The following is a 12,600-nucleotide window of genomic DNA, read 5'->3' as shown; positions in this document are numbered from 1 at the left end:
AGCTATCGTCGATGAAGAGAGGTGATTCGTCGGTAGGCTCTACTTGAGAGCTAGCCGATGAAGCGAAGATCACGCAGTGATCTTCTGGTCGGGTTGCGTGCCTTACGCTTTTCCAGTCGCCGTGTTCCCGTTCTTGAACAGGCCGCGCCTGCCGTCAGGGCCAGTGCCGGCTGTTGGACCCTGGGCATGATGGATCTTGATCTGGACGCTGAAACCGAACGCCCCTCCAACCCGCTCGATCTTGTCGAACGCCTCGCCGCACTGAATGACTGGAGCTTCGATCGCGACAGCGACGACGAGCTCTCGGTCTCCGTCACCGGTGGCTGGGCCGACTACCATGTCGCGATCACCTGGCTCGCGGAAGTCGAGTCGCTGCACATCGCCTGTGCCTTCGACCTCAGGGTGCCGGACCGGCGCCGCAACGAGGTGATGAACCTCGTCAGCCTGGTCAACGAGCAGCTCTGGCTCGGCCATTTCGACCTGTGGAGCCGCGAGAACGTGGTGATGTATCGCCACGCGCTGCTGCTCTCGGGCGGGGCCGAGCCGACCGAAGAGCAGGCCGCCGGCCTGATCAAGGCGGCGATCGACGCCTGCGAACGCTACTACCAGGCCTTCCAGTTCGTGGTCTGGGCCGGCAAGAACGCTCGCGAGGCGCTCGAGGGCGCGCTGCTGGAGACGGTCGGCGAAGCGTGAAAGCCAGCTGGCCCGGGCTTGACCGGGCCTTGCTTGGCGGTTCAGGTCCATGCGCAACCGCGCATCGACCGGAGACACGCCATGGCCAGCCCGCTTCCTGAGACCCTCACCCTCGTCGGTGCCGGCAAAATGGGCGGCGCCATGCTGGAGGGCTGGCTCAGCATCGGCGTGAACGGTGCAGGTGTCACGCTGCTCGACCCGCATATCTCCGACGAGATGCAGGCGCTTGCGGCCTCGCATGGCATGAGCGTCAACCCTGCCGCGCCGGCTCCCGCCGAGGTGGTGGTGCTGGCGACCAAGCCGCAGATGCTCGATACCGCCGCGCCTGCCGTGCAGGCGCTGATCGGCCCGAAGACGCTGCTGATCTCGATTCTCGCCGGCAAGACGCTCGGCGATCTCTCGGCCCGCCTGCCCAATGCGAATGCGATCGTGCGCGCCATGCCGAACCTGCCGGCCTCGGTCCGGCGCGGCGTCACCGCCGCCGCGGCGGGCAAGGGTGTCAGCGAGGCGCAGCGGCAATTGGCCGATGCGCTGCTCGCCGGTGTCGGCAAGGTCGAATGGCTCGGCGACGAGGGGCTGATCGACGCCGTCACCGCCGTCTCGGGCTCGGGGCCGGCCTATGTCTTCAACATGGTCGAATGCCTCGCGGCTGCCGGTGTCGCAGCAGGCCTGCCGGCCGATATCGCCGAGCGCCTGGCGCGGGCGACGGTCGAGGGCGCCGGCGAGATGCTGTTCCAGTCGCCGCTGCCGCCGGCGACCTTGCGCCAGAACGTGACCTCGCCGGGCGGCACGACCGCGGCTGCACTCGAAGTGCTGATGGCTGACAACGGCCTGGCGCCGCTGATGCGACGCGCCGTCGCTGCCGCCAAACGCCGCGCCGAGGAGCTTTCCGGCTGAGCGGCCTTTCAACTGCCCGGGTCACGCCCTAGCTTCTCTTCATCTGTTCACCACAGGAGAGACGTCGATGGCGCGCAAACCCGTTTCCCCCGAGGCCGAGAAGCCGGCTGCGAAGCCTGATCCGCGCCGCGCCGTGGTCGATGCCCTGTTCCGTCTGGCCGCGGCGCAGAGCTGGGACGAGATCGAACTGCCGGCCATCGCCCGCGAGGCTGGGATCAACCTCGCCGAATTGCGCGGCCTCTTCCCGTCCAAGCTCGCGATCCTCGGCGGACTCGGCCGCATCCTCGACGATGCGGTGCTGGCCGGCAGCTCCGACGACCTCATCGAGGAATCCTACAAGGAGCGCGTCTTCGACCTGGTGATGCGTCGCCTCGATGCGCTCGCGCCCTACAAGCCCGGGCTGAAGGCGCTGATGCCGCATCTGCGCCGCCAGCCGCTGGCGCTCGCCGCGCTCGGGCGCAATTCGCTGAACTCCTGGCGTTATCTGCTGGCCTCGGCCGGCATCCCGACCGAGGACGATCTCGGCTCTGTCCGCGTCCGCGGCGCGACGCTGCTGATGGCGCGCGTGCTCGACACCTGGCTGGAGGATGACGAGCCGGAGCTGTCGCGCACCATGGCCAAGCTCGACCGCGAGCTGAAGACGGCCGGGCAGATCATGGCGCGCGTCGAGGACGTCCACCGGCTGACGGCGCCGCTGCGCGGCTTGGCCCGCTCGCTCTGCTCTGGCGTGCGACGCACGCCGCGGCGCGAGCGCATGCGCGGAGAAGAGAGCGACGACTACGCTCCAGCGATCTGACGACAATCAGGGGTTGTGGTCGGCAACTGCTGATTGTGGCAAAAAAGTGACAGTGTTAAGCGGGCATTAGCCAGTTCCGGCGAATGTGAAGAATCACGTTCGCGAGGGGCGATCTATGTCGGTGTTGAAGAAGCTTACCGGGCTGTCGATCAGCCGCTCGTTCGGGCTGGTCGCCATCCTGGCCGCCGTCGTCACGATTGCAAGTGTCGCGGTGACGCTCAATCAGGCCCGGATCGACATGCTCGATCTCAAGCGGGCCGAGGTGAAGAACGCGGTCGAGGCCGCCGCCTCCACGGTGAACGCCTATGTGGCGAAGGTGGAGAAGGGCGAGCTCAAGGACGCCGACGCGCAGAAACTCGCGCTCGACGCCATCGCCAACGCCCGCTTCGACGACGGCAACTACTTCTTCGTGATCCGTTATGACGGCACGAACATCGCCCATGCGAACGCCAAGCTGGTCGGCACCGACATGTCGGCGCTCAAGGACCCGACCGGTAAGCTCTTCGTCAAGGAGTTGACCGATACGGCGCGGCTGAAGGGCGCCGGTTTCGCCGACTACATGTGGGTGAAGATCGGCGACAAGGATCCCTCGCTGAAGATCTCCTATGTGGCCGGCGTGCCGAAATGGCAGTGGGCGATCGGCACCGGCATGCATGTCCATGCCGTCGACGTGGCCTTCTACGGCATGATCAAGGACGTCGCCGTGGTGCTGGTGCCGCTGGCACTGCTGTTGCTCGGCCTTGTCGTCGTGTTGAGCCGCCGCGCCTCCGGGATGCTGCGTACCGTCTCCGGCAATATGAGCACGCTTGCCGCCGGCGATCTCAAGGCGCCGATCGCCTATCAGGAGCGCCAGGACGAAGTCGGCAGCATGGCGCGTGCCCTCGTCGTCTTCCGCGACGCGGCGCTGATGAAGCAGCAGGTCGAGTCCGAGAAAGCCCAGGCCGAAGCCGATGCCGGCGAGCAGCGCCGCGCGGCCGACACGCAGCGCAGCCTCAACGAGGCGCAGCGCGGCGAGGAAGCGAAGAAACAGGCGGTTGTCGTCGACGCGCTCGGCGCCGGTCTGGAGCGCCTGACCGAGGGCGACCTGACCTACCGGATCGAGGCTTCCTTCAGCGCCGAATACGCCAAGCTCAAGAACGACTTCAACGCGGCGATGGCGCATCTCGAAGAGACGATGCGGCAGATCGCGACCAATACCGAGAGCATGAAGGCGGGCGCCGGCGAGATCAGCCAGGCCGCCGACGATCTTGCCAGCCGCACCGAGCAGCAGGCCTCCTCGGTCGAGGAGACCGCAACCGCGCTCGACCAGTTGACCGCAACCGTGCGCCAGACCGCCGAAGGCGCCCGTCAGGCGAGCCACGCCACCACCCAGGTCAAGGGCGAGGCCGAGCAGTCCGGCCAGATCGTGCGCGAGGCGGTCGCCGCGATGAGCGGTATCGAGAAATCGTCTGACGAGATCTCGCAGATCGTCGGCGTGATCGACGAGATCGCCTTCCAGACCAATCTGCTGGCGCTCAACGCCTCGGTCGAGGCAGCGCGCGCCGGCGATGCCGGCAAGGGCTTCGCCGTGGTCGCTTCCGAGGTGCGCGCGCTGGCGCAGCGCTCGGCGGATGCGGCCAAGGAGATCAAGGGGCTGATCACCGCCTCCAGCGTCGAGGTCGAGAAGGGTGTCGCGCTGGTCGGCCAGACCGGAACGGCGCTGGAGCGGATGTCCGGCGAGATCACCCGCGCCACCTCGCTGGTCGCCGAGATCGCCTCGGCCGCGCAGGAGCAGGCGACGGGGCTGCAGGAGGTCAATACCGCCGTCAACGAGATGGACCAGGCGACGCAGCAGAACGCCGCCATGGCCGAGCAGTCGACCGCCGCCTCGCAGGCCCTGGCCCAGGAAGCCGACAGGCTCGCCGCGCTGGTCGGGCGCTTCCGTCTCGGCGGCGACGTGGTTGCCTTGAAGGCGATGGCGGGCAAGATGGCGCAGGCTACGGCGCCTGCGCCGCGTCCGGCGCGCGCCATGGCGGCCGCGCCTGCCTCGAACCATGGCAGCGCCGCGCGCAAGGTCGCCAATGGCGGCGATCGCGGCTGGGAGGAATTTTGAGCACGCCTAGCGAGATCGCCGCGCAGATCGGCTTCGACGATTTCCTCAAGGTCGACGTTCGCGTCGGCACCATCGTCGAAGCTGCTCCCTTCCCCGAAGCGCGCAAGCCGGCGATCAAGCTGGTGATCGATTTCGGTGGCACCATCGGCCGCAAGAAATCGTCCGCGCAGATCACCAGGCATTATCGGCCCGAGGACCTGGCGGGCCGGCAGGTGCTGGCGGTCGTGAACTTCCCCCCGCGCCAGATCGGCAAGTTCATGTCCGAAGTGCTGACGCTGGGCGTGCCCGATGCCGACGGCGAGGTCGTGCTGATCAGCCCATCGCTCGAGGTGCCCACGGGCGGGCGGCTGTACTGAACAAGGCTAAATGCCTTTGAGCGCTTGCCCGGAGAGGGGCGGCCTCAACATCTCCCGTAGTGTCATCCCGGACAAGCCGCGTCAGCGGCGCTGATCTGGGATCCATTCCGGAGCCTCACCGATAGAGGTTCCGGAATGGGTCCCGGGTCTACGCTGCGCTTCGCCCGGGACGACCCGCGCTTTTTTTGGCAAGACGCGGCGGAAGGCCCGATCTTTGCTCAGGCGGCTCGATCCTGCCGCCAGGTTCCCGTCGCGAGCGTGGTCGGCGCCGGCTGCGACGCGCTCCAGCGCAGAGGCAGCGCCGATTTGCGTCGCCAGGCCCGCGTGACCTCGACCTTCAGCAGGCGCCGGGCGCCGTCGAAGCCAGCCAGCTCCGGGCCGTTCCAGACGACCTCCGCCACCCCCTGCAACTGCAGCAGATCGCCCTTGGCGAAGTCGATGAAGAGCAGCGACGTTGCCGGCTCACGCAGCAGATTGCCGAAGGTGTTGAAATAGCTGTTGCCGGCGAAGTCCGGCACCGTCAGTTGGTTGCCTTCGATCCGGACGAAGCCCGGCCTGCCGCCGCGATGCGAGATGTCGAGGCCGCTCTCCGAACCGCTGGCGATGAAGAGCGTATCCGACTGCGCGATCAGGGCGCTGGCCGCCGCGTCGAGGCTGCCGAGATCTTCGGTGACAGTCGTGGCGGCCGGCGTGATCTCATGCTGCCGGAGCTGGATGTACTTGGCGCAGTTGCCGAAGCTCTGGCTCACGGCGATCCTCAGGCTGTTTCCGTCGCGCTCGCTGGTGAGACCATTGGCGCGGTTGCGCCTTCGCGTGCGCAGATCGAGCCCGAGCAGGCCGATCGGCGCACCAGCGTTCAGCGCAGCAGCGGCCGGATCGTCCGGAGCGGGCAGGGCGGCGATTGCGAGCTCGTTCGGCGTCGGGCTGGTGACGAAGCCTTCCGGGCCGGTGAGGACCGTCGCGATCGGCTTGCCCTCAGCGTCGCGCCCCGCCGCGAAGAGATAGGGCAGCAGCGCGAAGAAATCGCGATGCTGGTCCGGCATGAAGCTGCGGATGCCGGCGCCGCGCGAACTCTCGCCAGCGAGCGCCTGGGCCTCCAGTTCACCTTCATGGAAGGGCGAGGCATCCATGATCTCAGGCCTTCACAGGGATGGGCGAGGGCGGGATCGGCTTGAAGAAGGGCAGGGCCTCGACGCGTGCCAACCAGGCCCGCACCGCCGGATAGGGATCGAGCGGGATGCCGCCCTCAGGCGCATGCGCGACATAGGAATAGCAGGCGAGGTCAGCGATCGTCGGGTGCTCGGCGGCGAGGAAGCTGCGGCCGTCCAGATGTCCTTCCATGAAGGGAAGCAGGCGGGCGGCGACGCGCTCGGCCCTCGCCGGATCGTCGTCGTACTTGAACTGCGCGATCATCCGGGCAATCGCCGGGCCGTGCATGACCTCGCCGGCGGCGATCGAGAGCCAGCGCTGCACCTGCGCGGCCGCGACCGGCTCCTGCGGAAGCCAGTCGCTCTCCGGTGCGTAGCGCCTGGCCAGATAGACCAGGATGGCGTTGCTGTCGGCCAAGGTGAGGTCGCCGTCCTGCAGCACCGGGATCTGGCCGAGCGGGTTGAGCTTGCGGAAAGCCTCGCTGCGACGGACGTCCGCCGGGGCCGGGACGACATCGAAATCCAGCCCGAACGCGCGCAGCAGCAATTCGACGCGATGGGTATGGCCCGACAGGGGCGTGCCGTGGAGCGTGATCTTGGCTTGGGTCATCGGGGCCTCGTGATGGTGCTGGACCCAATCTGATTGTTTCAACGAAATGGCGAAAGCTGGTAGGCTGGCAAATCAGAATTCCGAATGATGGAATGGTCATGGATCGGCTCGACGAGCTCGCCATCTTCGTCGCGATCATCGACACCGGCAGCCTCGCCGGCGCGGCGCGCCAGCTCCGGCGCTCGCGTCCGGCGGTGACGCGGGCGCTTGCTGCGCTGGAGGAGCGTGCCGGCGTCAGGCTGATCGCGCGCACGACACGGCAATTGATGGCGACCGAGGCGGGGCGGGAGCTGGCGGCTTCGGCCCGCAACATCCTCGCGGAGTATGATGCGTCGCTCTCGGGCGTGACGGCGGCGCCGATGCGCGGCCTGATCCGGATCACGGCGCCGACCGCCTTCGGCCGTCGCCATGTCACGCCGGTCGTCGCCGAATTCCTCGATCTGCATCCTGAGATCCAGATCGAGCTGGTATTGGCCGACCGCAATCTCGACCTGATCGAGGAGGGGCTGCATCTGGCAGTCCGCATCGGCGCGCTGCCGAGCTCGCGGCTGGTCGCCCGCAAGGTCGGCGAGGTCAGGCGTGTGCTGGTTGCGGCGCCGGCCTATCTGGAGCGCCGTGGCACGCCGCAGCGACCGGCTGATCTCGCCGGCCATGACACCATCGTCAGCATCGCTGCCGGCCAGAGCATGCTCTGGCGCTTCGCCGGAGGGGCGCGGAGCGCGACCGTTCAGGTCACGCCGCGCCTGATCGTCAACGAGATCGAATCGGTGCTGATCGCGACGCGCTCCGGCCGCGGTCTCGCGCGGGCGCTGTCCTATCAGGCTGCGCCCGATATCGAGGCCGGCACGCTGGTCCGGATCATGCGCGAGTGGGAGCCGCCAGCCTCGCCGGTGCAGCTCGTCGTGCCGAGCGGGCAGCACCTCCAGCCCAAGGTGCGCGCCTTCCTCGATTTCGCCGCCGGCCGGCTGCAGCAGCTGCCGGTGATCCGGCCCGAGGGGTGAGGATCAGCGCAGAGAGCCGACGAAGCCGGTGATCGCCGAGACAACCGCGCCCTCGCGGCCGATGAAGCCGTGATAGGCGCGTGCCTGGCAGGGATCGCCGGAGGAAGTACCGCCGTCGATCCAGAGCAGGCGGGCGCGATTGCCGGCCCATTGCTGGAAGGAGATTGCCGATTCCGGCAGCGTCACGCGGCAGGTATCCTGGCGATGCTGGATGATCAGGGTCGGCGGCAGGCTGGCGGGATCGCCGAGCGAGGGTTTGGCGGCGTCGAGCATGGCCGAGGCGAAGACGATGCCATCCGGTCGGGCCGACAGCGTGCCGGGAACCTTCAGTGCGCCACGGCTCATCGCGACGACGACGACACGCGGCGCAATGGTGCGCATCAGCTCGATCGCCTTGTTCGGATCGGCGCCGCCGTCGAGCGTAATGCTGGCGATGCCGCTCCTGGCATAGGCGCCGCGCGTGCGGATGATCCAGTTGCCGCTGCGCTCGACGCTGCCGTCGCTGCCGATGCCGACATAGCCGTCGCCGCCGGTGAGCAGCACGACCCCGGCCTTCGCCTTGCCGGCGGGCTTGTCGAGCAGCGCCTTGCCGCCGCCGAAGAAGCCGCCGAGATCGACGACTTCCTCCGCCGAGACGAAGCCGGGCAGCAGCGCCACCGTCACGGCGAGCAGCAAGCTTCTCATTTCGACGATCATCTGCATCCCCCCTTTTGTGCTCAGGTCGGGCCACCCCCCGGTCCCGATCATGAGAAACCGCATGCCTGCAGGCTAGTTTCATTTGGTGGCAGGCGTGTGAAATCAGCGCAGTGTCGCATGCTGGGCCGCTTCCTCATGGATCCAGCGACGGAAGGCGGCGATCGCCGGGCGCTGCGCCACGGCCTCGGGGCAGACGACATAGTACTGGTAGGCGCCCGGCAATTGCTGCGGAAACGGGCGTACCAGGCGGCCAGCTTCGAGATAATCGCCGATCAGGGCGCTGGTCGCGAGCGCGATGCCCTGGCCCGAGGATGCGGCCTGCAGGGCAAGGAAGGTATGGGAAAAGCGCGGACCGTGCGAGGCGTCGATATCGTCGACGCCGGCATAGGCCAGCCATTGCGGCCAGGTCACATATTCCGGGATGCCCTCTGCCAGCTCATGCAGCAGGGTGTGATGGCGCAGGTCGGACGGCTCGCGCAACGGCCGGTCGGGATCGTTGAGGAGCGCCGCGTTGCAGACGGGAAAGAAGGTCTCCGTCATCAGCAGTTCGGAGTGCAGGCCGGTATAGGCGCCCTGGCCATAGCGGACGGCGATGTCGACATCCTCGCGGGTGAAGTCGGTGAGATGCATCGACACCGAGATGCGCACCTCCAGTTCGGGATGGCGCTGCTTGAGCACGCCGAGGCGCGGAATCAGCCAGCTCAGCGCGAAACTCGGCATGGTGCTGACCGTGAGGACATTGGCGGTGTCGGGCCGCAAGGCTCGCGCGGTGGCCTCGTCGAGCTGATCGAGCACCTGCGAGATCGCGGTGGCATAGCGTTGGCCGAGCGGCGTCAGCGCGATGCCCTTGCTCGGCAGCCGGGTGAAGAGCGGGCGCTGGAGCCAGGCTTCGAGGGTCTTGACCTGCTGGCCGACGGCGCTGGCGGTTACAGCCAGCTCATCGCCCGCCCGCTCATAGTTGAGGTGTCGTGACGCGGCCTCGAAAGCGCGCAGCGAGGTCAGGGGCGGGAGGTGGCGGCGGGACATCGGACGGCCAAGTTTTGCTTGGGCTGAGACAAAGAAGTTCTCATTTGCTTGCAAGGCTCGCAAGCCCCAAATTCTCAGTCAGAAACGAGATCAAAGGAGGCCGTGATGCCGGCCGGGACCACCACAGGAAATCTTTCGCTCTCCACCGCTCACCAGGCTCATGGGCTCGCCGGGCTGTTCCTGCGTTTCGAGGACTGGCTGACGGCGCGGGCCAGCGCGCGGGCGCTCTATCGCTTGGACGACGTGGCGCTCTCCGACATCGCGCTCTCCCGCAGCGACGTGGAACGGGTCAACAGCTCGGCCCGCAAGGCCTTGTGGAGCCACTGAACTTCCCCGCTTTCGACACTCAAGTCGTCCCGGATCGAGCTATGCTCGCCCGGGACGACTTGGTTCTCTGTATGACGTGTGCCCGCCCGCTCAGACCGGCAGCCTGACCGTGGCGCGCAGGCCGCCGAGCGGCGACTCGCCCAGCATGATGTCGCCGCCATGCGAGCGGGCGATGTCGCGAGCGATGGCGAGGCCAAGGCCGGTGCCGCCGCCGTCGACATTGCGGGCCTCGTCGACGCGGAAGAACGGCTTGAAGACGTCTTCGCGCAGCTCCGGCGGGATGCCCGGGCCGTCATCGTCGACCATGACGATCAGATAGCGCGCGTCATGGGTGGCGCGGATGGCGATGCGGTCGCCGAAGCGCGCGGCATTCGAAACCAGATTGGTGAGCAGGCGCCGGATCGCGTCGGGCCGGACGACGACCAGCGGGTCGCCGACCACCGTGAGCTCGGTCTGGTGATCCTGGCGTTCGGCGTCGGCCTTGAGCGTTTCCAGCAAGGCGCGGATATCGGCCTCGACCGGCGCCTCGCCGGCATCGCCACGCGCGAAGGCGAGATAATCCTCGAGCATGCGGCTCATCTCATCGACATCCTTCTCGAGCGCCTCGAGGTCGGGCGACTTTTCGAGAAGGGCAAGAGAGAGCTTGAACCGCGTCAGAATGGTCCGCAGATCGTGGCTGACGCCGTTCAGCATCATGGTACGCTCGCCGATCGAGCGTTCGACGCGCCGCTTCATCTCGATGAAGGCATTGCCGGCGCGGCGGACCTCGCGCGCGCCGCGGGGCCGGAAATCGGCGTCGCGGCCCTTGCCGAAGGCTTCGGCGGCGTCGGCCAGGCGCAGGATCGGCCGGATCTGGTTGCGCAGGAACAGCACCGCGATGGTCAAAAGGATCAGCGAGGTGCCTATCATCCAGAGCAGGAAGATGTGGCTGTTCGAGGCATAGGCCTGGCTGCGCCGGGTCAGCACCCGCATCACGTCCTTGCCGATCTTGATCCTGATCTCGATCAGGCTGGAGCGGCCGACCGTGTCGAGCCAGAAGGGCCGCTTGACCTGTTGGGCGAGCTCGGCCGAGAGCGCACTGTCGAGCAACGAGAAGAAGGGGCGGGTGCCGGGCGCCGGCAGGTCGGTATCGGGCAGGATCTCGACATCCATGCCGAGCCGCTCCTCGGCAATCCGGCCAATCACCGTCGCCTGGTCGTCCTGCGGATAGCTCTCATAGACGTCGATCAGCGTCGCGATCTCCGACGAGACGGCTGAGGAAAGCCGCTGCGTCACCGTCTGCCAGTGCCGCTCCATGAAGACATAGGCGATGACCGATTGCAGCAGCACCACCGGTGCGATGACGATGACGAGGGCGCGCGGATAGAGCCCCTTGGGCATGATGCGCGCGACCGGGCGCAGCCAGCGCTCCGGCAGGCGCCGGAGCGGCGCGATCACGGCGGAGAGTACCGACATGCCCTTGCTGCAGGCAATGCGCAGCTTCGCCAGCGTCCGCGCGGCGAGCGGGACGAGGCGACGCCTGAGCGAAGCGTCGGCCATGCCGGTCAGGTCCTGTCGACGACGAGGCGGTAGCCGATGCCGCGCACGGTCTGGAGATAAAGCGGGTCGGCCGGGTCGCGCTCGATCTTGCGGCGCAGCCGGTTGATCTGCACGTCGATGGTGCGGTCGTTGGCGGCGGAGCCCTGGGCGGCGAGCTGCTCGCGCGGGACATGCTCGCCGGCTCGTTCGGCCAATGTGGTCAGGATCTCGCGCTCGCGCTCGGTCAGGCGGATCGAGTCCTCGCCCTGGCGCAGTTCGCCGCGGGCGAGGCCGTAGATGAATGGTCCAAAACGGACATAGTCCGGCCGCATCGGCGCAGACGGCGCTTCGGGCTGGGCGTTGCGCTTCAGGACATTGCCGAGGCGCAGGATCAGCTCGCGCGGCTCGAAGGGCTTGGAGAGATAGTCGTCGACGCCGATCTCCAGGCCGTTGATGCGGTCGTTCGAATCGGCACGGGCGGTCAGCATCAGGATCGGCACCTGCGAGCTCTTGCGCAGGCGGCGGGCGAAGTCGAAGCCGTTCTCCCCGGGCATCATCACGTCGAGCACCATGGCGTCGAAGACGAGATGGCCGAGGCGGGTATCGGCGTCGGCAGCGTTGGCAGCGGTGGTGACGCGGTAGCCATGGTCGCCAAGGAAGCGCGCCAGCAGGTCGCGCAGGCGGCGATCGTCATCGACCACCAAGATATGCGGGGCCTCGTCAGGCACTGGCTTGAGCACGCTGGCCGCCATCTGGGCTCCTCTTTCCGCCTCCGACACCGGGCGATGCGCCGCTGCCTTCGCATAAGGATAGCATAGGCCGCCGGAACTCAGGCCCGCGCCGGGGGAGGCCTCGGATAACATTGTCTAACGTTCTGCAACGTCTGCGGCAGGGTACGCGACTTCGATATTCAACGACCCGCCTTGCCGAAGGTGACGCCGCGGTCGGTGACCTTGAGGCTGAAGCGGCCGCGGCCGGTCGGGCCGGCGCGGGAATCGTTCGGCCCGAGGACCGTGCCGATGTAGGTGATGACGCCCTGGCCGAACTGGACCTGGCGCGGCTCCATGCCGACCGTCTCGTCGGCGCGGCCGACCGGCGTCCAACGGCCGCCGGCTTCCCTGAACACGATCGCCATCTGGTTCATCGCATTGCCGGTCTGGTCGTACTGATAGCTGACGAAGGCGACGGCATGGGGCGTCGGATCATTCTTGAAGCTGCCATGGAACAGGCTCGCACCGCTGGCGGTGTCGATGATCCGGCACGTCTCCTCACCCTTCTGCGTATAGCAGGGGATGCGGGTCTGCTTGAGATAGCGGGTCACGGTCTCGGTGGCGGGGCCTTTGAGGCTTGCGGTCACGTCCTGCGCCGCCGCTGCGGCGATGAAGCCCGCCATGGCGGCGAAGTCGAAGAGAATCCTGCGCATCATCATCCTGTGTCGTC

The 12,600-nt window shown here is 67.5% G+C and carries 14 protein-coding genes; 7 read left to right on the top strand and 7 right to left on the bottom strand.

What is annotated here, in order from left to right; all coding sequences use genetic code 11:
• The first annotated feature begins 186 nt into the window (after positions 1-186).
• The 5 genes from GV161_RS00625 (at position 187) to GV161_RS00605 (ending at position 4,834) form a co-directional block, all read left to right on the top strand.
• The gene (locus GV161_RS00625; RefSeq protein ID WP_152012321.1) at positions 187-693 is read left to right on the top strand and encodes a YbjN domain-containing protein; all 507 of its coding nucleotides are present in this window, start codon (positions 187-189) and stop codon (positions 691-693) included.
• An 81-nt stretch (positions 694-774) separates the two neighbouring features.
• Positions 775-1,590, top strand: coding sequence for a pyrroline-5-carboxylate reductase (gene proC, locus GV161_RS00620; RefSeq protein WP_152012322.1), 816 nt, complete (start codon positions 775-777; stop codon positions 1,588-1,590).
• Between the two features lie 67 nt (positions 1,591-1,657).
• On the top strand, positions 1,658-2,386 hold the full coding sequence (locus tag GV161_RS00615) for a TetR/AcrR family transcriptional regulator (protein ID WP_152012323.1): 729 nt from the start codon (positions 1,658-1,660) through the stop codon (positions 2,384-2,386).
• A gap of 115 nt (positions 2,387-2,501) precedes the next feature.
• Positions 2,502-4,478 carry a methyl-accepting chemotaxis protein gene (locus GV161_RS00610; RefSeq protein ID WP_152012324.1) on the top strand — a complete coding sequence of 659 codons (1,977 nt, stop codon included), beginning with the start codon at positions 2,502-2,504 and terminating at the stop codon, positions 4,476-4,478.
• A complete protein-coding gene (locus GV161_RS00605) occupies positions 4,475-4,834 on the top strand; it encodes a tRNA-binding protein (RefSeq protein ID WP_152012325.1) in 360 nt (119 codons plus the stop codon). The genes GV161_RS00610 and GV161_RS00605 overlap by 4 nt, the downstream gene beginning before the upstream one ends.
• Before the next feature lie 218 nt (positions 4,835-5,052).
• On the opposite strand, the gene GV161_RS00600 is transcribed toward GV161_RS00605, so the two are convergent.
• Positions 5,053-5,964 (bottom strand): pyridoxamine 5'-phosphate oxidase family protein, encoded by a 912-nt coding sequence (locus tag GV161_RS00600; protein ID WP_152012326.1) that lies wholly within the window; start codon positions 5,962-5,964, stop codon positions 5,053-5,055.
• Positions 5,965-5,968: 4 nt separating this feature from the next.
• Complete coding sequence (locus GV161_RS00595) at positions 5,969-6,592, bottom strand: glutathione S-transferase (protein ID WP_152012327.1); 624 nt, start codon at positions 6,590-6,592, stop codon at positions 5,969-5,971.
• A gap of 98 nt (positions 6,593-6,690) precedes the next feature.
• Between GV161_RS00595 and GV161_RS00590 the strand changes: the two genes are divergently transcribed.
• Positions 6,691-7,593 (top strand): LysR family transcriptional regulator, encoded by a 903-nt coding sequence (locus GV161_RS00590; RefSeq protein WP_152012328.1) that lies wholly within the window; start codon positions 6,691-6,693, stop codon positions 7,591-7,593.
• 3 nt (positions 7,594-7,596) lie between these two features.
• On the opposite strand, the gene GV161_RS00585 is transcribed toward GV161_RS00590, so the two are convergent.
• Together GV161_RS00585 and gcvA are read right to left on the bottom strand one after the other, a co-directional pair.
• The gene (locus GV161_RS00585; RefSeq protein ID WP_152012329.1) at positions 7,597-8,277 is read right to left on the bottom strand and encodes an alpha/beta hydrolase; all 681 of its coding nucleotides are present in this window, start codon (positions 8,275-8,277) and stop codon (positions 7,597-7,599) included.
• 114 nt (positions 8,278-8,391) lie between these two features.
• Positions 8,392-9,315: a transcriptional regulator GcvA gene (gene gcvA, locus GV161_RS00580; protein ID WP_152012330.1), complete on the bottom strand. Its 924-nt coding sequence runs from the start codon at positions 9,313-9,315 to the stop codon at positions 8,392-8,394.
• A 105-nt stretch (positions 9,316-9,420) separates the two neighbouring features.
• Between gcvA and GV161_RS00575 the strand changes: the two genes are divergently transcribed.
• Complete coding sequence (locus tag GV161_RS00575) at positions 9,421-9,642, top strand: DUF1127 domain-containing protein (protein ID WP_152012331.1); 222 nt, start codon at positions 9,421-9,423, stop codon at positions 9,640-9,642.
• A gap of 90 nt (positions 9,643-9,732) precedes the next feature.
• On the opposite strand, the gene GV161_RS00570 is transcribed toward GV161_RS00575, so the two are convergent.
• The 3 genes from GV161_RS00570 to GV161_RS00560 all read right to left on the bottom strand — a co-directional run bounded on the left by GV161_RS00570 (position 9,733) and on the right by GV161_RS00560 (position 12,583).
• The gene (locus GV161_RS00570) at positions 9,733-11,181 is read right to left on the bottom strand and encodes an ATP-binding protein (RefSeq protein WP_244623895.1); all 1,449 of its coding nucleotides are present in this window, start codon (positions 11,179-11,181) and stop codon (positions 9,733-9,735) included.
• 5 nt (positions 11,182-11,186) lie between these two features.
• Positions 11,187-11,912 carry a response regulator gene (locus GV161_RS00565; protein WP_152012332.1) on the bottom strand — a complete coding sequence of 242 codons (726 nt, stop codon included), beginning with the start codon at positions 11,910-11,912 and terminating at the stop codon, positions 11,187-11,189.
• A 158-nt stretch (positions 11,913-12,070) separates the two neighbouring features.
• Entirely contained in the window at positions 12,071-12,583 is a 513-nt protein-coding gene (locus tag GV161_RS00560) for a hypothetical protein (protein WP_152012333.1), read from the bottom strand.
• Between the last annotated feature and the right edge of the window lie 17 nt (positions 12,584-12,600).

Source organism: Bosea sp. 29B (assembly GCF_902506165.1).
Taxonomy (GTDB): Bacteria; Pseudomonadota; Alphaproteobacteria; order Rhizobiales; family Beijerinckiaceae; genus Allobosea.
This window is presented reverse-complemented; position numbering and strand designations above follow the sequence as displayed.